General features: G+C 59.7%; 19 protein-coding genes. 12 read left to right on the forward strand and 7 right to left on the reverse strand.

Features of this window, described 5'->3' with window-relative positions; genetic code table 11:
- Nucleotides 1–86: 86 nt before the first annotated feature.
- The 11 genes from ACSSVY_RS04225 (at nt 87) to ACSSVY_RS04275 (ending at nt 11,075) form a co-directional block, all read left to right on the forward strand.
- Nucleotides 87–551 (forward strand): formate dehydrogenase subunit gamma, encoded by a 465-nt coding sequence (locus ACSSVY_RS04225; RefSeq protein WP_454268173.1) that lies wholly within the window; start codon nt 87–89, stop codon nt 549–551.
- Nucleotides 548–2,056, forward strand: a complete 1,509-nt coding sequence (locus ACSSVY_RS04230) for an NADH-ubiquinone oxidoreductase-F iron-sulfur binding region domain-containing protein (protein WP_454268174.1) — start codon at nt 548–550, stop codon at nt 2,054–2,056. The genes ACSSVY_RS04225 and ACSSVY_RS04230 overlap by 4 nt, the downstream gene beginning before the upstream one ends.
- On the forward strand, nt 2,053–4,947 hold the full coding sequence (fdhF, locus tag ACSSVY_RS04235) for a formate dehydrogenase subunit alpha (protein ID WP_454268176.1): 2,895 nt from the start codon (nt 2,053–2,055) through the stop codon (nt 4,945–4,947). Before ACSSVY_RS04230 ends, fdhF begins: the two co-directional genes overlap by 4 nt.
- Nucleotides 4,947–5,774, forward strand: a complete 828-nt coding sequence (gene fdhD, locus ACSSVY_RS04240) for a formate dehydrogenase accessory sulfurtransferase FdhD (protein ID WP_454268177.1) — start codon at nt 4,947–4,949, stop codon at nt 5,772–5,774. The genes fdhF and fdhD overlap by 1 nt, the downstream gene beginning before the upstream one ends.
- On the forward strand, nt 5,764–5,988 hold the full coding sequence (locus tag ACSSVY_RS04245) for a formate dehydrogenase subunit delta (RefSeq protein ID WP_454268178.1): 225 nt from the start codon (nt 5,764–5,766) through the stop codon (nt 5,986–5,988). Before fdhD ends, ACSSVY_RS04245 begins: the two co-directional genes overlap by 11 nt.
- 425 nt (nt 5,989–6,413) lie before the next feature.
- Nucleotides 6,414–7,811, forward strand: a complete 1,398-nt coding sequence (murD, locus tag ACSSVY_RS04250) for a UDP-N-acetylmuramoyl-L-alanine--D-glutamate ligase (protein ID WP_454268179.1) — start codon at nt 6,414–6,416, stop codon at nt 7,809–7,811.
- Nucleotides 7,812–7,813: 2 nt separating this feature from the next.
- On the forward strand, nt 7,814–8,437 hold the full coding sequence (locus tag ACSSVY_RS04255; RefSeq protein WP_454268180.1) for a VOC family protein: 624 nt from the start codon (nt 7,814–7,816) through the stop codon (nt 8,435–8,437).
- Nucleotides 8,434–8,913, forward strand: coding sequence for an N-acetyltransferase family protein (locus ACSSVY_RS04260; RefSeq protein ID WP_454268181.1), 480 nt, complete (start codon nt 8,434–8,436; stop codon nt 8,911–8,913). The genes ACSSVY_RS04255 and ACSSVY_RS04260 overlap by 4 nt, the downstream gene beginning before the upstream one ends.
- A gap of 45 nt (nt 8,914–8,958) precedes the next feature.
- A complete protein-coding gene (locus tag ACSSVY_RS04265; RefSeq protein WP_454268182.1) occupies nt 8,959–9,657 on the forward strand; it encodes a TerB family tellurite resistance protein in 699 nt (232 codons plus the stop codon).
- The gene (locus ACSSVY_RS04270) at nt 9,638–10,663 is read left to right on the forward strand and encodes an endonuclease/exonuclease/phosphatase family protein (RefSeq protein ID WP_454268183.1); all 1,026 of its coding nucleotides are present in this window, start codon (nt 9,638–9,640) and stop codon (nt 10,661–10,663) included. The genes ACSSVY_RS04265 and ACSSVY_RS04270 overlap by 20 nt, the downstream gene beginning before the upstream one ends.
- Nucleotides 10,664–10,700: 37 nt before the next feature.
- Nucleotides 10,701–11,075 (forward strand): hypothetical protein, encoded by a 375-nt coding sequence (locus ACSSVY_RS04275; protein WP_454268184.1) that lies wholly within the window; start codon nt 10,701–10,703, stop codon nt 11,073–11,075.
- Nucleotides 11,076–11,101: 26 nt separating this feature from the next.
- Here ACSSVY_RS04275 and ACSSVY_RS04280 read toward each other — a convergent pair whose 3' ends face one another.
- The 7 genes from ACSSVY_RS04280 to ACSSVY_RS04310 form a co-directional block, all read right to left on the reverse strand.
- Nucleotides 11,102–12,646: a Ppx/GppA family phosphatase gene (locus tag ACSSVY_RS04280; protein WP_454268186.1), complete on the reverse strand. Its 1,545-nt coding sequence runs from the start codon at nt 12,644–12,646 to the stop codon at nt 11,102–11,104.
- A 50-nt stretch (nt 12,647–12,696) separates the two neighbouring features.
- Nucleotides 12,697–14,871 (reverse strand): RNA degradosome polyphosphate kinase, encoded by a 2,175-nt coding sequence (locus ACSSVY_RS04285; protein WP_454268187.1) that lies wholly within the window; start codon nt 14,869–14,871, stop codon nt 12,697–12,699.
- Between the two features lie 52 nt (nt 14,872–14,923).
- Complete coding sequence (locus tag ACSSVY_RS04290) at nt 14,924–15,598, reverse strand: HdaA/DnaA family protein (RefSeq protein ID WP_454268188.1); 675 nt, start codon at nt 15,596–15,598, stop codon at nt 14,924–14,926.
- Nucleotides 15,595–16,662 (reverse strand): AI-2E family transporter, encoded by a 1,068-nt coding sequence (locus ACSSVY_RS04295; RefSeq protein WP_454268189.1) that lies wholly within the window; start codon nt 16,660–16,662, stop codon nt 15,595–15,597. Before ACSSVY_RS04295 ends, ACSSVY_RS04290 begins: the two co-directional genes overlap by 4 nt.
- Nucleotides 16,663–16,818: 156 nt before the next feature.
- Nucleotides 16,819–17,025 carry a cold-shock protein gene (locus ACSSVY_RS04300; RefSeq protein WP_454268230.1) on the reverse strand — a complete coding sequence of 69 codons (207 nt, stop codon included), beginning with the start codon at nt 17,023–17,025 and terminating at the stop codon, nt 16,819–16,821.
- Nucleotides 17,026–17,271: 246 nt separating this feature from the next.
- Nucleotides 17,272–17,838 carry a L,D-transpeptidase gene (locus ACSSVY_RS04305; protein WP_454268190.1) on the reverse strand — a complete coding sequence of 189 codons (567 nt, stop codon included), beginning with the start codon at nt 17,836–17,838 and terminating at the stop codon, nt 17,272–17,274.
- A gap of 340 nt (nt 17,839–18,178) precedes the next feature.
- Nucleotides 18,179–19,399 carry a multidrug effflux MFS transporter gene (locus tag ACSSVY_RS04310; RefSeq protein ID WP_454268191.1) on the reverse strand — a complete coding sequence of 407 codons (1,221 nt, stop codon included), beginning with the start codon at nt 19,397–19,399 and terminating at the stop codon, nt 18,179–18,181.
- A 170-nt stretch (nt 19,400–19,569) separates the two neighbouring features.
- Between ACSSVY_RS04310 and ACSSVY_RS04315 the strand changes: the two genes are divergently transcribed.
- A complete protein-coding gene (locus tag ACSSVY_RS04315) occupies nt 19,570–21,102 on the forward strand; it encodes an acyl-CoA carboxylase subunit beta (protein ID WP_454268193.1) in 1,533 nt (510 codons plus the stop codon).
- Nucleotides 21,103–21,133 lie beyond the last annotated feature (31 nt).

Consider the following 21,133-nt stretch of genomic DNA (forward strand, 5'->3'; position numbering starts at 1 on the left):
TATGCCTATCAAGTGACCGTATATTGATATTGATTGTTCATGGCTTGAACTGATTGACTGATCGCAGCAACCGCGAGAGGCAAGCCATGACAACACCCGCCCCGGATGATATTCAAGCTATCCTGACAGAACATCTGCATCTTGAAGGTCCACTCCTGCCGATCCTGCACGCAATGCAGGACAGCTTTGGTTACATCCCCGAGGCAGCGCATCGGCCCATTGCCGAAGCGCTCAACATAAGCCGAGCAGAACTGCATGGCGTGATCAGCTTTTACCACGATTTCCGTGCCAATCCCGCCGGGCGGCATATTTTGAAAATCTGTCGGGCCGAGGCCTGTCAGGCTGTCGGTGGCACGGCGCTTGCCGATGCGACACTGACCAAGCTGGGCCTTGATTGGCACGGCACCACCGCGAATGGTGCGGTCACGGTCGAGCCGGTGTATTGCCTTGGCCTGTGCGCCTGCGCGCCTGCGGCGATGCTGGACGACCGCGTGGTGGGCCGGATGGATGCCGCCCGGATGGATGCCCTCTTGGCGGAGGCGGGCGCATGAAGATTTACATCCCCATGGACAGTGCCGCCAAGGCGCTTGGCGCTGAAGAGGTGGTCGCCGCCATCCTCACCGTTGCACCGGAGGCACAAATCATCCGCACCGGTACGCGCGGTATGATCTGGCTGGAACCGCTGGTCGAGGTCGAGATCAACGGGATACGTCACGGTTATGGTCCGGCGACCGTGGGCGATGTTGCGGGCATTCTCGATGGCAGCAGCGCCAAGGCGCTAGGCCCAGTTGAGTATTTGGACTGGATGAAGCGGCAGACGCGCCTCACCTTCGCCCGTGTCGGCGTCGTTGACCCTCTGAACATCGCGGATTACGAGGCGCATGGTGGGCTTGTGGGCCTGCGTCGCGCCATTGAGATGGACGGGGCCGGGATCGTTGCAGAAGTCACACAATCTGGCCTTCGCGGGCGTGGCGGCGCAGGATTCCCGACCGGCATCAAATGGAAGACCGTGTTTGAGGCGCAAGCGCCGCAGAAATACATCGTCTGCAATGCCGATGAGGGCGACAGCGGCACCTTCGCGGACCGGATGATCATGGAAGGAGACCCCTTTACCCTGATTGAGGGAATGACGATTGCGGGTCTCGGTGTGGGCGCGACCCGCGGGTATGTTTACCTGCGCTCGGAGTACCACGATGCAATCCGTGTGATGCGCCGCGCAGTCGAGATCGCGCGCGCGGCAGGTGTTTTGGGCGCGAGTGTACTAGAGTCTGGCCGCGCCTTTGACATGGAAATCCGGGTTGGTGCCGGGGCCTATGTGTGTGGTGAGGAAACCTCTCTGTTGAACTCGCTCGAAGGCAAGCGCGGCGTCGTCCGTGCCAAACCACCCCTTCCGGCGCTCGAAGGATTTCTTGGGCGGCCCACGGTTGTGAACAACGTCATCAGCCTCGCCACGGTGCCGGTGATTTTTGAGAAAGGCGCGCAACACTATGCCGATTTCGGTCTTGGGCGCTCGCGCGGCACCGTGACCCTTCAGATTGCAGGTAATGTGGCGCGGGGCGGTTTGTTTGAGACCGCCTTTGGCATCACCTTGGACGAGGTGGTGAACGATCTAGGCGGCGGCACCGCCACTGGTCGCCCGGTCAAGGCGGTGCAGGTGGGCGGACCCCTCGGGTCCTATATCCCCGTGGCGAATTTCGACGCCTCTCTCGGTTATGAGGAACTCGACGATAGGGGCGGGCTGCTTGGGCATGCCGGTCTTGTGGTGTTTGATGACGCTGCGGACATGCTGCAAATGGCCCGTTTCGCGATGGAATTCTGCGCTGTGGAAAGCTGTGGCAAATGCACGCCCTGCCGGATTGGTGCCGTTCGAGGTGTTGAGACCATCGACCGGATCGCTGCCGGTGACGGTTCAGCCATCCCGCTTTTGACGGACCTCTGCGAGACCATGAAAGATGGCTCGCTCTGTGCCCTTGGTGGTTTCACCCCCTTGCCGGTGATGTCTGCCCTCACGCATTTCCCCAATGATTTCGCCATCCAAAAGGAGGCCGCCGAATGAAAGATTTCATCATTCCCAACGACCGCGACATGGGCACGCCCGCCAAACAGGGTGCGCCGGTGACTTTGGAAATCGACGGCATGGCCGTCACCGTGCCCGAGGGCACATCGGTTCTGCGCGCGGCCGCTGAGGCGGGGATTTCCATCCCCAAGCTCTGCGCTTCTGACAACCTCGAGGCCTTCGGCTCCTGCCGCCTCTGCGTCGTGGAAATCGACGGGCGGCGCGGCACGCCTGCCTCCTGCACCACGCCTGTAACCCCCGGCATGGTGGTCCATACCGGCTCAAGCAAAGTGCGCAAGATCCGCAAAGGGGTGATGGAGCTTTACATCTCCGACCACCCGCTCGATTGCTTGACCTGTTCGGCCAACGGCGATTGCGAATTGCAGGATATGGCGGGCGCGGTCGGTCTGCGCGATGTGCGCTACGAGGCCCCGGAAAAGGGCGGCATGGTCAACCATTTCGAAGCCCGCAACACGAGCGGCGAGGCAAACCCGGAATGGCTGCCCAAGGACAACAGCAACCCGTATTTCAGCTATGATCCCAGCAAATGCATCGTCTGCAACCGCTGCGTTCGCGCCTGCGAAGAGGTGCAGGGCACCTTTGCACTGACCATTCAGGGCCGTGGCTTTGACAGCCGGGTGTCGGCGGGCAATGCGGGTGGCGACTTCCTCGCCTCCGATTGCGTGAGCTGCGGCGCCTGCGTGCAGGCCTGCCCGACCGCGACGCTTCAGGAAAAGTCCATCATCGAACTGGGAACGCCAGACCGCTCGGTGATCACCACCTGCGCCTATTGTGGCGTCGGCTGCTCCTTCAAGGCCGAGATGAACGGCGACACGCTGGTGCGCATGACACCCTACAAGCACGGCAAGGCCAATCGCGGGCATTCCTGCGTCAAGGGCCGCTTTGCCTATGGCTATGCCCATCACAAGGACCGCATCCTCAAACCGATGATCCGCGATCAGATCAGCGATCCGTGGCGCGAGGTTGACTGGGACGAGGCGCTAAGCTTCGCAGCCAGCCGTATGCGCGGGCTTCAAGAAAAATATGGCAAGAAATCTATCGGCGTGATTACCTCAAGCCGCTGCACCAACGAAGAAACCTATCTGGTGCAGAAACTGGCGCGCGCAGTCTTTGGTAACAACAACACCGATACCTGCGCGCGCGTTTGTCATTCGCCCACCGGCTATGGTCTGGGTCAGACCTTTGGCACCTCTGCGGGCACGCAGGATTTCGATTCCGTTGAGCATACCGATGTGGTTGTAGTGATCGGCGCTAACCCCACGGATGGCCACCCGGTCTTTGCCTCGCGCCTCAAGAAGCGGCTGCGGGAGGGGGCCAAGTTGATCGTGGTCGATCCACGCCGGATTGATTTGGTGAAGTCGGCGCATGTCGCGGCATCCCATCACCTGCCCCTGCGCCCCGGCACCAATGTCGCCGTGGTCAGCGCCCTTGCGCATGTGATCGTGACCGAAGGGTTGATGGATCAGGACTTCATCCGCGAGCGCTGCGATTGGGACGAATTCCAGCATTACGCCGACTTCATCAGCAATCCGCGCCACTCTCCCGAAGCAACCGCGCTGCTGACCGGCGTTGATCCCGCAGCATTGCGCGCCGCCGCCCGTCTATTCGCCACCGGTGGCAATGGGTCGATCTATTATGGCCTTGGCGTGACCGAACATTCCCAAGGGTCCACGACCGTCATGGGCATCGCCAACCTTGCCATGCTGACTGGTAACATGGGACGGCCCGGCGTCGGCGTGAACCCGCTGCGCGGCCAGAACAACGTGCAGGGCGCCTGCGACATGGGCTCTTTCCCGCACGAACTGCCCGGCTATCGTCACGTCAAAGGCCCGGAAGTCCGCAAGGTCTTTGAAGAAGCATGGGGCGTTCAGATCGACGCAGAACCCGGCCTGCGCATTCCCAACATGCTCGATGCGGCTGTCGATGGCACCTTCAAGGGGCTCTATTGTCAGGGTGAGGACATCCTGCAATCCGACCCTGACACCAAACATGTGGCCGCGGGTCTGGCGGCGATGGACTGTGTCATCGTGCATGACCTCTTTCTCAACGAGACCGCCAATTACGCGCATGTGTTCCTGCCCGGCTCGACCTTTCTGGAAAAGGACGGGACGTTTACCAATGCCGAGCGCCGCATCAACCGCGTGCGCAAGGTGATCCCGCCCCTCAATGGCTATGCCGACTGGGAGATCACCCAGATGCTCGCCAATGCCATGGGGGCGGCGTGGCACTACAGCCACCCGGCCCGAATCATGGAAGAGATCGCGGCCACAACGCCCTCCTTTGCCGGGGTGGATTACGCCCTGCTCGAGGAGAAAGGCAGCGTGCAATGGCCGTGCAACGAGGCGCATCCCGAGGGCACGCCGCTGATGCATGTCGACGGTTTCATGCGCGGCAAGGGGCGGTTCATTGTTACCGAATATGTGGCAACGGATGAAAAAACCGGCCCGCGCTTCCCGCTCCTGCTGACCACGGGGCGCATTCTCAGCCAGTATAACGTCGGCGCGCAAACGAGACGCACAAACAATGTCATCTGGCATGAAGAGGATCTGCTGGAAATCCACCCGCACGATGCCGAGGTGCGCGGGTTGAAAGAGGGCGATTGGGTGCGGCTTGCCAGCCGTGCGGGAGAAACGACGCTGCGCGCCAAGCTCACGGACCGTGTCAGTCCCGGTGTCGTCTACACCACCTTCCACCACCCGGACACTCAGGCCAATGTGATCACGACCGATTATTCCGATTGGGCGACGAATTGCCCGGAATACAAGGTGACAGCGGTGCAGATCAGCCTGTCGAACGGGCCAAGTGATTGGCAAGAGGATTATGCCGCGCAGGCCGCCCAGGCGCGGCGCATCCTGCCCGCGGCAGAGTGATGGCGATGGGCTTTTCTCCCACCCAGAGCCGGCCGGGCCTCTCGGTGCAGCAAGAGGGGGCGCGCTGCGTCACCCGCTCCCTGCCCGAAGAGGTCCCGGTGGCCTTTGTCTTTGATGGCACGACGCAGGCGGTGATGATGGCCTCGCCCTCGGATGTCGCTGATTTCGCACATGGATTCGCTCTGACCGAGGGGATTGTGAACGATCTGGCGCAGATCGAGGGCTTCGAGATCGCCGAACACGGCCAGGGGATCGAGGCGCGGTTCTGGCTGCGCGGCGACCGGCAAGAGGCGCTCGCGACTCGGCGACGCTTCATGGCGGGACCAGTGGGCTGTGGACTTTGCGGCATCGACAGTCTGGAACAGGCGATCCGGTCGGTGCCTCATGTGAGACAGCACGGTCCGATTTTCTCGCAGCACGAGGTTGCCCGCGCCACTGAGGCGCTCAGCGCGCATCAACCGCTCCATCATCTGACCCGCGCCACCCATGCGGCTGGATTCATCCGTCCGGGCGAGGGTCTGGTCTTGGCGCGCGAGGATGTGGGGCGTCACAATGCGCTCGACAAACTCATCGGCGCGCTGTGGCGTGACGGTATCGACCCTGCGAGCGGGGCTATCGTGATGACCAGCCGTCTCTCGGTCGAACTGGTACAGAAATGCGCGATGGCAGGCTGCAGCATTCTGATTGCAGTTTCTGCGCCCACCGCCCATGCGCTAAGGCTGGCGGAAAGCTCCGGCCTTTCAATCGCCGCCTTTGCGCGCGGCGGCGGTTTTGATCTCTATTCTCATCCCCATCGCATCAACACCGAGGTTCCTCATGTCGCCTGAGAAGATGGTCCATATGGCCAACCAGATCGCCACATTCTTCAAAACCCAACCCGGCAGCGACCGCTCCGCGCGTGTCGCCGCGCATTTGACGGATTATTGGGAGCCGCGCATGCTGGAGCAACTCCATGCCTATGTTGCGACCGGTGGGAAAGGGCTGGATGATCTGGTGATCGCAGCAGAAGCGGAGATAGCCGTGACGCGTGCCAGTGCCTGAAACAGAGCACCCTGATTGACGTCAGCTCTGATAGATCCGAAATCCCGTCGCTTGGCATGGATATTTTGGGTGCGAGAGCATCCAAACGAGGTGGCTGGCAAAGAGCTTCGAGTTCCCTACTCCGGGTCAAGGTGGTTAGCACTGGTGGCGCTGTGAGCGCCGCTTTTTCAGACGCGATCTCGAAGTCAGATTTTAGATTACAAAACTCCGCTATTGCTATGTGGCTACAGCGCAAGTGAGCAGCGTTTTGATGCTCCCACTATCCCAATTTCTTGGAGTTGCTAGATGCTGTGCGCGGTGGGAACCGTCTAAGGCGTCTTCCACGTCTAGGAGGTTGAACCAGACTAGGCGCTGACGCTTGCATCTTGACCCAGTCCCGGCGCAAATACGCAAAGGCTGGCCAGATTTGGCTGAATGGGGGCAGGATGATACCGGTCATAGGATATTCCGAGGCAAAGGTAGCGGTGCTTGGGTTGGGGCGCACGGGCCTTTCGGCGGCACGGGCATTGCGTGCTGGCGGTGCAGAGGTGCTCGCATGGGACGACACAGAGACCGCGCGCGTGGCCGCTGAGGCTGAGGGGTTTGCCATCGTTGATCTGTCGAGGGCGGGCGCGTTGGACAGGGTGGCGTCCTTGATTGTCAGCCCCGGCATTCCCCATCTCTATCCGGCACCCAATCGGGTGATCGTGGCGGCGCAGGCGGCAGGTGTGCCAGTGGACAATGACATCGGTCTGTTTTTCCGATCTCTGGCAACTGACGACTGGGACGGGTTTGACGTGACGCCCAAGGTGATCGCCGTCACAGGCAGCAATGGCAAATCCACGACATCGGCGCTCATTCACCATGTACTTGCCGAGGCAGGGCGAACGGCCCAACTCGCCGGTAATATCGGGCGTGGCGTGCTGGATATCGACCCGCCTGAAGAGGGGGGCGTCGTCGTTCTGGAACTCAGCAGCTACCAAACTGATCTGGCGCGGGCCTTGACGCCTGATGTGGCCGTGTTCACCAATTTCTCCCCAGATCATCTGGATCGGCACGCGGGTCTTGGGGGCTATTTCGCGGCCAAGCGCAGGCTCTTTGCCGAAGGCGGGCCGGACCGGGCCGTGATCGGCGTGGATGAGCCCGAAGGCCAGTATCTTGCCGGGCAGATGGCGGAAGGGCCGAATGATGATCGGGTGATCCGGATTTCTGTTGACCATAAACTAACGGGTTCTGGCTGGTCTGTCTTTGCCCGCAAGGGATTTCTTAGCGAATACCGTCACGGGCGGCAGGTCGGGTCTATTGATCTGCGCGGCGTGAAGGGTTTGCCCGGATCGCACAATCATCAGAACGCCTGCGCCGCCTATGCCGCATGCCGGACACTTGGGCTGGCCCCGCGCGTGATTGAGGCAGGGTTGCACAGCTATGCGGGTTTGCCGCATCGCAGTCAGCGGGTGGCGGAGAAAGATGGCATCATTTTTGTCAACGACAGCAAGGCAACGAATGTCGATAGCGCACTCAAGGCTTTGCAGGCGTTTGAGAATATCCGCTGGATTTGTGGTGGGTTGGAAAAGGACGGCGGCCTTGCTGGCTTGGCACCGGGGCTTGCGCATGTGCGAAAGGCCTATGTGATTGGGCGTGAGGCAGCGGGATTCGCGCGTGCTCTTGGAATGGTTGACTCAGAAGTCTGCACCACCATGGCGAAGGCCGTGGCCAGTGCAATGAGCGATGCGGAATCCGGTGACGTGGTGCTATTGGCCCCGGCGGCGGCAAGTTTCGACCAATACGACAACTTCGAAAAGCGCGGTGAGGATTTCATGGCCCAAGTTCTGGCGCGTCTTTGACCATGGGCGGCGCGGTTCTGCGGATTGATCATCTGGCAGTGGCAGCAGAGAGCCTTGAGGCGGGGCGCGCGCATGTCGAGGACGCGCTTGGTTTGCGTCTTCAAGCCGGTGGCAAGCATGCCCATTTTGGCACGCATAACTTGCTCTTGGGGTTGGCAGATGGCCTTTATCTTGAAGTGATTGCGATTGATCCAGAGGCCCCCGCGCCGCGATATCCCCGTTGGTTCGATCTGGATCGGTTTTCCGGTCCACCGTGCCTGCACAATTGGATTTGTGGAGTGAACGATCTGGAGGCGACGCTGATCCGGCATCCGCAGGCCGGACAGCCAGTGGCGCTGTCGCGTGGGGATCTGAAGTGGCGGATGGCGGTGCCGCAGAATGGAATTTTACCGATGAACAATCTTTTTCCGGCACTGATCGAGTGGCACGGGTCGGCGCATCCAGCGACGCTATTGACGCCATCCGGGGCGCGACTCTTGCGGTTGGTAGTCTCGCATCCAAATGCCAAGACGTTGCAAGCGGTGCTTGGGCCCGAACTAAGCGACAACAGAGTGGTTTTTGAAACGGGGACTGCGGAATTGCGTGCAGAGATTGCCACGCCGCATGGTCTAAGAGTGCTGCAATGATCGTCAGACAAGCGGAACAGCGTGATATCGGGCCGATCCTCGCGTTCTGGAATCCGCTCATCCGAGAAACTTCTGTTACCTTCACGACAGTGGAAAAGACGGCTGACTCCCTCGGTGCAGATATGGCCGCACGTGGTGTGGCCTTTCAGGTGATTGAAGAACAGGGCGTGGTTCTGGGGTTTGCCAGCTACGGCGGGTTTCGCTCGGGTCCGGGCTATGCGCGTACAGCGGAGCATACAGTGATTTTAGCCCAAGCCGCACGGGGACGCGGGTTGGGCCGGGCATTGATGACGCGACTAGAGGATGTGGCACGCACGGCGGACCTGCATGTGCTCGTTGCGGGTGTGAGTGGCGAAAATGCAGCGGCCATCGCCTTTCATCGGGCCATCGGCTACTCTGAGGTGGCGCGAATGCCTGAAGTGGGGCGAAAATTCGGGCGTTGGTTGGATTTGGTGCTATTACAGAAAACCCTGTGACGGTTTGCACTGACAGTGCTCTTGATTGGGTCTAAGGTACTTGGCATGTCGATCTGGGTGCGTATCTCCGAAGCCTTGTCGGCCCTTGCCAGCGGCGAGGGGCTCAGTGCCGTTTTCGACCGTCTGCGTAGCCCACCCGAGCGCAGTGTTGCCTTTACCATAGCAGTTATCGCGCTCTCGGCGAAAATGGCCAAGGCGGATGGTCTGGTGACGCGTGAAGAGGTGACGGCGTTTCGCGAAGTCTTCCAGATTGCCGAGGCCGAAGAAGCCAATGCCGCCCGCGTATTCAACCTAGCGCGGCAAGATGTGGCAGGGTTTGAGGAGTATGCTCGACGCATTGCGCGGATGTTCGACGGTCAGCCCGGTACGCTCTGTGACCTCATGGAGGGGTTGTTTCACATCGCGATGGCGGATGGGGTGTATCATCCGAATGAAGACACCTTTCTGGAGCGCGTGGCAGAGATTTTCGAGCTAAAGCCGCAGTCTTTTCGGGCGCTGAGATCGCGGTTTGTTCCCAATGCCGCACCCGATCCTTGGTCTGTGCTGGGAGTCACTGTGGATACGCCGATCGACGAGGTGCGCAAGGTCTGGCATCAGTTGGTGCGCGAGACACATCCCGATAGGATGCAGGCGCGTGGTGTGCCCCCCGAAGCGATCAAGCTCGCCGAGAGACGTCTGGTCGATATCAATCGCGCGTGGGACGAAATCAGCGAGGCGCGTATCAGTGCGGATCGCCACTTATAACGTCGAATGGTTCAATGCGCTTTTTGATGATTTAGGGCGTCCATTGGACGATGCCGAATGGTCGGCGCGATACAAGGTGACTCGCGGGGATCAACTGACTGCCCTTGGAATTGTCTTTTCCGCTCTTGATGCTGATGCTGTTCTTGTCGTTGAGGCCCCAGATCAAAACGGGCGGCGCAGCACGGTGACGGCACTTGAGAATTTCGCTTTGCTCGTAGGCTTGAGAGCACGTCGGGCGGTAATCGGCTTTGCCAATGACACGCAACAGGAATTGGCGCTGCTCTACGATCCGGATGTCCTGACCGCGCGGCATGATCCGCAGGGCGACCCAATGCCCGGCGGGGCAGGGGCGCCGCGATTTGACGGTGTATTCAGAATAGATCTCGATATCGACGACCACGCCGACCGGGTCCAGTTTTCCAAACCGCCGCTCGAGGTGGAACTGACCACCAAATCGGGCAGGGTGCTGCGCTTGATCGGAGCGCATCTGAAATCCAAGGCGCCGCATGGGGCCAAAGGCCGCGATGAGACCCTGCGCATCGCTATTGCCAATCGGCGAAAGCAATTGGCGCAGGCGGTATGGTTGCGACAGAGGATCGCGGCGCATCTGGAGGTGGGGGATGCGTTGATCGTGTTGGGGGATCTCAATGACGGACCCGGACTTGATGAATACGAGCACCTTTTTGGCCGCTCGTCCCTCGAGATTATCACGGGCGAAGGGCAAGACACCGCTCTGACACTCTTTGATCCGCATGCGCATGGAGCATTAACCCAGCGGATCGGGGCTATTCACACCACAGCGCGGTTCTACATCCGCGATAAAAAGCGCTACATGCAGGCCCTGCTGGATTATATCCTGATCTCACCGGATCTGATGGCACGCCGACCTGTCTGGCGGATCTGGCATCCGTTCGACGATCCGGGGTGCTGGGACAATCGTGATCTCCGCGAGGCGCTTCTGGCGGCATCAGACCATTTTCCCGTCACACTGGATGTTGAGTTTTGATCTTAAAATCCTCCTCCGACCTGCCTATATAAGTGAAATGAAACCATCTCGCCTGATCCGCACTGTCTTTCTGATTGCAGCGCTCAGCGCGGCCCCTGTGGCCGCTCAAGAGGCCGAAGATGAGGGGCGCTCTCTGATTGAAGAAGGCGCGCGACTGTTTTTCGAGGGTCTCCAGCGAGAGATGGGGCCTGCTCTTGAGGGGTTGCGCGATAGGGCGCAAGAGATGGAGCCCGCCTTGCGTCAGTTTGTCGAGGAAATGGGGCCAGCGCTGCGCGACCTGATGGACGAGGTCGGCGATTTGAGCGCCTATCATGCCCCCGAGGTTCTACCCAATGGGGACATCATCCTGCGCCGCAAGACTCCGCAAGAGATGAAAGATGCCCCTCTGCCAGAAGGTGAAATCGAACTCTGAGCTGGTTTGGTCTGCTCAATTCCCTGTCACTTCGGGGTCTTGATCACGACGCGGGCTGATAACGCTGTGGCCAACGACGCAAAGCGCGACTGAGCCACCTCGCCAAAGAGCGGGGCGGCCTCTGCCGACAGGCGCAGTTCAAGCACCTTTTTCTGAGGAAACCAGCGCAATTCGCCCAAGTGGGCATTGCGTTTGAGCCAGAGCATTGCGGCAAAACGCATCGCCTTGCCCAGAACCTCTGCCTCGTGGCGATCCTTATCCGAAATCAGCCCATCAAGATCTGCAAATCGACTGTTCTCGCGCTTGTTTGAATAGCGGTGCAACAGGGCGAGGCCCAGATAGACCCGCTCTGAATGCTTGAGGCCGCCCAGATTGGCACGGGTGGCATTATCGAAACAGACTTCGGCGCGGTAATCCGGATGGGCACGCCAACTGACGTCATGCAAGAGGCATGCAGCGCGCATCAGGCGGCGGCGCTCTGGCTTGGCGGATTTAAAGAGCGGAAGAATGAAATGATAGATGACTTTGCCAAATCCGGGCAGACGCGCATCCTTCTGCTCGGCAAAACGGCAGGCCTCTATCAATGGATCACGGTCGCGCAGCATTTGAGGCATTTGCTCATACAGCAGGCCTTCGCGGATGCCATAGCTGGACACGGCGATGTCTCGGGGTTTGAAGGTTTTGATCAACTCGCCCAGAACCTCAACCGCTTGCGGGACAAGGTCTATCCGGGCCATCGACACGCCTGATTGCAGCCGGAGTGTTTCGGCATCCTGCTTTTCGATGTATTTGATCGTCGCACGTACATCGGCAGGGCTCATGCGGTATTCGTGCAGGACATGTAGCGGATAATTGCGTCGCGCCATGTCAATTCGGGCGATCGCCCGCCAAGAGCCGCCGACCAGAAAGAGGCGGTTCTTTTGTTCACCAAGTTCGTCGCGCATCGCAGTCAAGGTCTGACGGATATAGGCCTTGCGCGCCTTCTTGCCGCCCTTGAGATCGCGAAGTTTCAGCGGACCAAGAGGCGAGGACACCCGCGCGCCGACCTTGCCGCCATTGATCTCGGCCAGTTCCATTGATGAACCGCCAATATCACAGACAAGCCCATAAGATCCTGGCCAACCCAAGAGAACGCCTTGCGCCGAGAGGCGCGCTTCTTCTCGACCGTCGATGACCCAGAGCTTGAGACCGGTTTCGCGTTCAACCTCGGCGCAGAAATCTGCACCATCACTGGCTTCGCGCACGGCGGCCGTGGCCACGGCCACAAGTGGGCCGGTGTCCATGCCGTCGGCCAACATCTGAAACCGCTTCAGGGCCTCCAGAGCGCGTTTGCGCCCGGTCGGATTCAGTCGGCCACTTTCCGACATGCCCGCACCGAGGCCGCACATAATCTTTTCGTTGTAAAAATATGCGGGGCTGCGCGCAGCGCCGTCAAAGACCACAAGGCGCACGGAGTTCGAGCCCACATCAACCACACCCACGCGGCTGAGCGCACGCGCGGTGGGGCTATCGAACAGAGGACGGCCGAATGGGCCGCCGTCGGGTTCTGTTGGATCGTTGGTGCCGTCCATATCCGTCCCAGTCTTACGCGCCCCCTCTATGCGACACGGGCGCGCGTGGGTCAATCATCCGTATGGGTCAATTTAGGCACATCCGATGCGCCTGCCGAGCCGCGACCAGAAAGCGACGGGTATTCCATGAAGAAGCGATGGCAGTTGAAGGCAAATGCTCCCTCGGGGACGGGCGTACGGGTAAAGCTGCCATCGGGCGCCATGACCCAACTCTGCGCCACATCGGCCATGTTGGCGGCCATGACCTGACTGACGATCTGTGCCTTTACGGTCTGGTTCTCGATTTCGACGAGGGTCTCGACTCGGCGGTTCAGATTTCGGCCCATCCAGTCGGCCGAGGAAATGAACACCCGCGCCCTTTTTGATGGCAGACCGAACCCGTTGCCGAAACAGACGATCCGGGAATGCTCGAGAAAACGTCCAACAATGGATTTCACCCGGATATTGCTGGATAGGCCCTTGATTCCTGGACGCAATCCGCAGATGCCGCGCACCACGAGGTCGATCTTCACGCCTGCCTCTGACGCCGCATAGAGGGCGTCGATAATGTCGGGCTCGATCAGCGAGTTCATCTTGGCCCATATCGCCGCAGGTTTGCCGGCACGCGCATGCTCTGCCTCGAGACCAATCAGTTCAAGCAGGCGCGGTTTAAGCGACTTGGGCGAGATTGAAAGATTCTCCAGCCCCTCAGGTTCCGCATAGCCAGAGAGATAATTGAACACCTTTGTGGCATCGCGCCCAAGCTGCGTATTGCAGGTAAAAAAGCTGAGATCCGTGTAAATCCGGGCAGTGATCGGGTGGTAATTGCCCGTGCCATAATGCGTATACGTGACCAAATTGTCACCCTCGCGACGCACTACGGTCGAAATTTTGGCATGTGTCTTGAGGTCGATGAAACCATAAACCACATGCGCGCCCGCCCGTTCCAAGCGCCGAGATTGCCGGATATTGGCCGCTTCGTCGAACCGCGCCTTGAGTTCAACAAGGGCGGTGACGGATTTGCCATCCTCCGCCGCCTCGCAGAGCGCCTCGACGATGGGAGAATTGCGTGAGGTGCGATAGAGCGTTTGTTTGATCGCCACCACATCGGGATCGTGCGCGGCCTGCGTTAGAAATCGCACCACCATGTCAAAGGTCTCATAGGGGTGATGCAGCAGCATGTCCTTTTGCCGGATCGCCGCGAACATATCTCCACCATGGTCCTGTACCCGTTCCGGCACGCGCGGAGTAAAGGGCGGCCAGAGCAGGTCAGGCCGGGCATCCAGCACCAGTTCCTTGAGATCGGCCAGACCAATCATGCCCTCGACTTCGACCACCTCTTCGGGGATGACATGCAGTTCCTGCATGATCACGCGGCGCAGATCCTCTGGCGCATTGGCCGAGATCTTCATCCTCACCACCTCGCCGCGGCGTCGGCGTTTCAGCGCCACCTCGAATTCGCGCACGAGGTCTTCGGCCTCTTCCTCGACCTCCAAATCGCTGTCGCGAAGCACACGAAAGGCACAATGGCTCTTGTACCGATAGCCCGGAAAGAGGCTGTGCAGATGCAACAAGAGCAACTCTTCCAGCGGCAGGAAGCGATAGGTGCCCTCGGGCGCGGGCAGCGGGATGAATCGTGCGATCTGTTGCGGGATCGGCAAGAGCGCCTGAAGCGGGCGTTTGTCCGCCTTGCGCTCAAGATGCAGGGCGAGACTATAGCCCAGATTGGGGATGAACGGAAAAGGATGCGCCGGGTCGATGGCCAGCGGCGAGAGCACTGGAAAAGCCTTGTTCAGAAAGACATCCGCAAGATAAGTTTTGTCGTCTTCGCCGAGTGAGGTGTGTTCGAGAATAGAGATGTTCTCGGCCTCCATCTCTCGGCGCAGGCTGTCATAGGTTTTTTGTTGCGAGTCCAAGAGCTTGCGCGCGTTCTCGTTGATAAGGACAAGCTGTTCGGCAGGGGTCAATCCATCGGCAGCGGGGGTGGTGTTGCCCGCTTGCGCCAGCTCTCTCAGGCCCGCGACGCGCACATTGTAGAACTCGTCCAGATTCGTCGCGGAAATCGACAGAAAGCGCAACCGCTCAAGGAGCGGCACGCGTGGATTCTGCGCCTCTTCCAGCACACGCCAGTTAAAGCCAAGCCAGCTGAGTTCACGGTTATAGAACCGCGCCGGTCCGCTGAGGTCCAGATCAGGCAGTTCGACAGCTTCGGGCGCGGGGTGTTTCAGGAAATCTGATTGGGTCATGAGGGGCTTATCGCGCTGATATGTAACGGATTGGTGACGCAGCGTGGCGCTATTACACCATTTTGTCCAGCACTTGCGCAGCGAATGCACGGGTGATGGCGCGGCGTTCTGAGAGGGCTGCTGCATCGAGGGTCTCTACCACCTCTCGCACTGCGGCAAAGGAGCGGTCGATGCGGCGTGAGAGATAGGGGACAGTGTCCGGGCTGGGGGCAATCTGGCGGTCAGCAAAGAGTTTGGTCAACACAGCGGCGAGCAAAGCGTCATCGGGTGCGCGCAATTGGGTCACAAGCGTTCCCTGCATGCGGCTCATCAGGTCGGGCAGGCTGAGTGGCCAGACGTGCGGAGGCCGCTCTGCCGTGAGAAGGATCGTATGGCCTTCCGCGAGGCTAAGATTGTGCAGATGAAAGAGTGCCTCTTCTGCAGCGCGGTTGCCTGCTGTCTGGTCAGCGTCTTCAATCGCGATAGGACTGAGCGCAAGAGCGGGAATATCAGCATCGGCGAGATCAGTGGCAGCAATGATGCGGGCGCCGGAAAGAGCCGCCCAAACATGTGCGAGATGGGTTTTCCCGGAACCGATGGGTCCCGCGAGGATCAACTTGCGTGCGGGCCATGTCTCCCAGGATTCGATCATGGCCACTGCTTCGGCATTGGCCGGTGAGACGAAAAAATCCTCTCTCCCCAGTGCAGGCCGCACTGGCAAATCAAAGCTGAGTTGGTGGGGCGTCATTCGCGATCAACGCTTTCGATGCCGCGATAAAGCCGGCTGTCGCGGTATTGGTCGACCGCAAAGCGGGCTATAACCCCAAGCGCTGCGGCTACGGGCACCGCGACCAGCATACCGACAAAGCCGAAAAGTGCACCGAATGCAGAGAGTGCGAAAATGAGCCAGACTGGATGAAGGCCCACTGAGGAGCCAACCAGCTTGGGAGTCAGAAAATTGCCTTCAATGATTTGTCCCGAAACAAAGACTGCGGCCACGAGGCCGACGCTGACCCAATCACCCCAGAACTGAAAGAGGGCAAGTCCGACGGCGAGCACGCCGCCTACGATGGAACCGACATAGGGGATGAAGGTAATGAGTCCGGCGATGGCGCCCACCACGAGGCCGAATTGCAAGCCGACCAGCATCAGGGCGACCGCATAATAGGTGCCAAGGATCAGGCAGACCGTGCCCATGCCTCGGATGAAGCTGGCCAGCGTTTTGTCGATCTGGCGGGCGAGGCGGCGGATGACGGGGGCGTGGTCGCGTGGCAGGAGGCGGTCGATTTCAGAGACCATATTGTCCCAATCGTAGAGAAGGTAGACTGAAACGACGGGAACAATGACCAGTAGTATCAATATGTTAACCATTGACGCGGCGGAGCTGAGCACTGTCTCGAGTAATTGGCCGCCGCGTTCACGGATGGTCTCTCCCAAGGACAGCAGCGTCTTGTTCAGGGCCGAATCCGCCTCGAAAAGAGAGGGAAAATGCGTGCTGAGAAAGCGATGGAGATCATTGGCAAGTTCCGGTGCTATGTTGAACAAGGCAACGGCCTGATTGACCAAAGAGGGAACCACCAAAAGTGCAATGATAACAAAGGCCAGGATGGCCAGAAGCGTGATCACGCCTACCGACGTGACGCGACTGAGACCCAGACGTTCCAGTCGGTCGGCAACCGGATCAAGGAAATAAGCGATTGCGCCGCCAAGCACGAACGGCAGGATCACATCACCCAAAAACCAAAGCAAAACAAAGGCTACGACGGCCGCCGCGCCCCAGTACTTCATCTGTTCCCTAACGGGGAGCGCCATTGTTCGCCTCCTGATACAGGCCCTATGTCATCGTTCGAGCGGGCGGTTTCAAGGGGAAAGGCAAGGTTCGGGAGTATTTGCGCCCGATCTCTTATCGCGCCACATTAAGGCGCGATAAGTCTTTGATTCCAGGCGATTTATCGCTTCGTCTCTCGTTCAGGCGAGGGAGATATTCGACGCTGATTCACGTCCGTCGCGGCCGGATTCGATGTCGAAAGTCACTTTCTGGTCGTCGGCCAGGCCGGTCAGGCCTGCGCGCTCAACGGCGGAAATGTGAACGAAAATGTCCTTGCCACCGCCATCGGGCGCAATGAAGCCATAGCCCTTGGTGGCGTTGAACCATTTTACGGTGCCAGTAGCCATCGTACTGATATCCTTTTGTTTTTGCTGCCCGCGGGAGTGCGGCAGCCCGGCAAAGTCGTGCAAGATCGAGTGACTGAGCCGTAAAGGACAGATGGTCGATAGCGGTAACGTCGCAGCGAGAAATATGGCCAGTTCCAAAATGAAAAGCAAGACCCCCGCATCTGACCCCCGTACGCTTGTGCGGTCAGACCGTACGTTCACGCGATCCCTGCCGGGGGAGCGACCGCGCCCCGGTCAGAGACCCGGTCAGAGAACGGTGACGACCGTCCCGATCGGCACACGCGCGTAGAGATCCTGAACGTGCTCGTTGATCATCCGGATGCAGCCGTTCGAAACCGATTGCCCGATCGAGGAGGGCTGAGTGGTTCCGTGAATCCGGTAATAGGTATCGCGACCATTCTGGAAGAGATAGAGGGCGCGCGAGCCAAGCGGATTGTCAGAGCCGCCGGGCTGGACATAGTCATTGTCCTTGAAGCGGCCATAAGTGCGGGGGTCACGTTCGATCATCTCGTCCGTGGGGCGCCAAGTTGGCCATTCCTTTTTGACAGAGATTGTGGCGGTGCCGGTAAATTCCAAGCCTGCCTTGCCGACGCCGACGCCGTAACGGCGAGCCCGGCCCGGCGCGGTGACGAAATAGAGAAAATGCGCGCGCGGCAGCACGATCAGTTGACCGGGTTGATAGACGGGATCGAAGGACACCTCTTGAGGGGCGAATTTCGGGTTGAGCTCAAAGGCACCGGCAAAATTCGGGGCTAGGGTTGCCGTGCCGAGGGTGGCAAGGCCGGTGGACATGAATGTGCGGCGATGAATCATCGGAACCTCCTGAAATGTCGACTCAGATATAATGCCTGCGTTCGCGATTGAAAAAATCAAAAGCGGTTGATGCTTACGTTCCGAGCCAGACTGTGGCGATAGGGTCGCGTGTTTGGGTCAGATCGCTGCCCAATCGGTGAAGAAAACGAGGACGGGGGGATGATGAAGAGGCGCGAAGGGTTCGAGCGGCTGGGTGTTCCGGTTTAACATGGTGACCTCCTATTGGTTGCACAGGTCTCAGGTGGGGGCCTGATCCGACGGGGACCAGAGGCGATGAAGAATTTGTGATTAAGGTTGAAAGACTTGGCTCTTGGGCAAAAGGCGGAGTCCGTCGTGCATCCTAGCCTGCCAGGCCCAGCCTGCGTTCGCGCCGGATCACAGCGAGGATGGTGACGATGGCGGCCAGTGCTGTTGTGAGCATGATCCACAGAAGCGCAAAGACCCCACTTCCGGGGGTGAGCAGCATTCCCGCCAAGGCCGAGAGCCCTGCGCCGATGCCGATCATCAGCGCGCCCGACAGGCCACTGGCGGTGCCTGCGAGATCGGGGCGGATCGAGAGGGCGCCCGCGGTCGCATTCGGGATCACCATGCCATTGCCCAAGCCCATGAACATCATCAGCCCAAAGAAAGTGAAGGCCGTGCCAAACCCGAGATAGAAAAGAAAGAGGTTGAGGGCGATACCACTCGCGTTGAAGAGTGTGCCCCAGAGCACCATGCGGTTGACGCCGACGCGCGTCGAGAACCGTCCCGACGCGAAATTGCCAAGGAAATAGCCAATCGCCGGAGCACCAAAGAGGATGCCAAGGGTCGAGGGCGGCAGGCCAAACACCTTGTCTCCCACAAAGGGTGCACCCCCCAGATAGGCAAAGAATGCACCGGACGACAGCCCCGCCGCCAGTGCATAGCCCCAGAAACGGCGAGAGGTCAGAAGGGCAGGATAGTCGCGGAACTGCTGCATCAGGGTGCGGCCCGACAGCGGCGCAGTTTCGCCGAGATCACGCCAACAGACCCCAAAGAGCGCCGCGCCGAGAAGAAAGAGCGCCCAGAAATTCGCCTGCCAGCCAAAGGCCTCGTCCAACAGCCCACCAAAGGCCGGACCGATCATCGGAACCACCGCCATGCCCATGGTCACATAGCCGATCATCGAGGCGGCGCGATCCTGCGGGACCATATCGCGCACGATGGCACGGCTGAGAACCATAGCAACCACGACGCTGGCTTGCACCATGCGAAAGGTGAGAAACACGGTGACGTTGGGCGCAAAGATGCACCCCAGAGTGGCAACGAGGAAGAGGCCAAGCCCCCAGAGAATCACCGGACGCCGCCCCCATCGATCCGAGATTGGACCCATCAGAAGTTGCAGCCCGGCATTGACCCCGAGGTAGAGCGCCACCGACAGTTGGATCAACCGGTATTCGGTGTTGAAATACGCGGTCATTCCCGGCAGGCTGGGAAGAAAGATGTTCATCGCAAGCGCCGATAGTCCCGCAAGCAGGATCAGCGTTGAAATATGCGGTGGGGTGGTGCGGTTCAGATACCGGGGGGGCTGAGCGGTGGTCATCGCTTATGGCTAGGAGTGGCATCCGGTGAAGTCCATGCCGCGTGAGCCATTATTTGCAAGTTTACATATTTGCTGAATGTGTTTTGCGAACATTTGCAAATTTGCCCGATTTTCCTTTGTCCGCGCGGCTGTAATCCCTATGCTGCGCGCAACATCGCAAGGGGAGTGCCATGAAAGACATCCTTCAGGAATTGGAGAACCGCCGCGCCGAAGCACGAAAGGGCGGTGGCGAACGCCGGATCGAGGCTCAGCATGCCAAGGGCAAGCTGACGGCCCGCGAGCGGGTCGAATTGTTGCTCGACGAGGGCAGCTTTGAAGAGTTCGACATGTTCAAGGCGCATCGCTGCACCGATTTCGAGATGGAGAAAGAGCGGCCCTATGGCGATGGCGTCGTCACCGGTTGGGGCACGATTAATGGCCGCATGGTCTATGTCTTTTCGCAGGATTTCACCGTGTTCGGCGGGTCTCTGTCGGAAACGCATGCCGAGAAGATCTGCAAGATCATGGATATGGCGATGCAGAATGGTGCGCCGGTCATCGGCATCAACGATTCGGGTGGCGCGCGCATTCAGGAGGGTGTGGCCAGTCTTGCCGGCTATGCCGAGGTGTTTCAGCGCAATATCATGGCGAGCGGGGTCATTCCGCAGATCAGCCTCATCATGGGGCCGTGCGCCGGGGGGGCGGTCTATAGCCCCGCGATGACAGATTTCATTTTCATGGTGCGCGACAGTTCTTATATGTTCGTGACCGGACCGGATGTGGTCAAGACGGTAACGAATGAGGTTGTCACCGCCGAGGAACTGGGGGGCGCATCGACCCATACCAAGAAATCAAGCGTGGCCGATGGCGCGTTCGAGAATGATGTGGAGGCGCTGGCCGAGGTGCGGCGGCTGGTGGATTTCCTGCCGCTGAACAACCGCGAGAAGCCGCCGGTGCGTCCCTTCTTTGACGAGCCGGGACGAGTGGAGCAAAGCCTTGATACGCTGATCCCCGACAATGCCAACACGCCCTATGACATGAAGGAATTGATCCACAAGGTCGCGGATGAGGCGGATTTCTACGAGATTCAGGCGGAGTTCGCCAAGAACATCATCACCGGGTTCATCCGGTTGGAGGGGCAGACCGTCGGTGTTGTCGCCAATCAGCCGATGGTGTTGGCGGGATGTCTGGACATCGACAGCAGCCGCAAGGCGGCGCGCTTTGTCCGGTTCTGCGACGCGTTCGAGATCCCGATTCTCACATTCGTCGATGTGCCGGGGTTCCTGCCGGGCACGGGTCAGGAATATGGCGGCGTTATCAAGCACGGCGCGAAGCTGCTCTTTGCCTATGGCGAGGCGACGGTGCCCAAGGTGACGGTGATCACCCGCAAGGCCTATGGCGGGGCCTATGACGTGATGGCGTCCAAGCATCTGCGCGGCGATTTCAACTATGCCTGGCCCACAGCGGAGATTGCGGTGATGGGGGCCAAGGGGGCGACAGAGATCATCCACCGCGCCGATCTGGGGTCGCTTGACAAGATCGCGGCCCATACCAAAGATTACGAGGCGCGGTTTGCCAATCCGTTCGTGGCGGCGGAACGCGGATTCATCGACGAGGTGATCCAGCCGCGTAGCACGCGGATGCGGGTGAGCCGGGCGTTTGCGAGCTTGCGCAACAAGAAGCTGAGCAACCCTTGGAAAAAACACGATAATATTCCGCTGTGAGGGGTGAGGATTGGGGGCCTGCCCCCAAACC

Source organism: Roseovarius sp. MBR-51 (genome assembly GCF_053628575.1).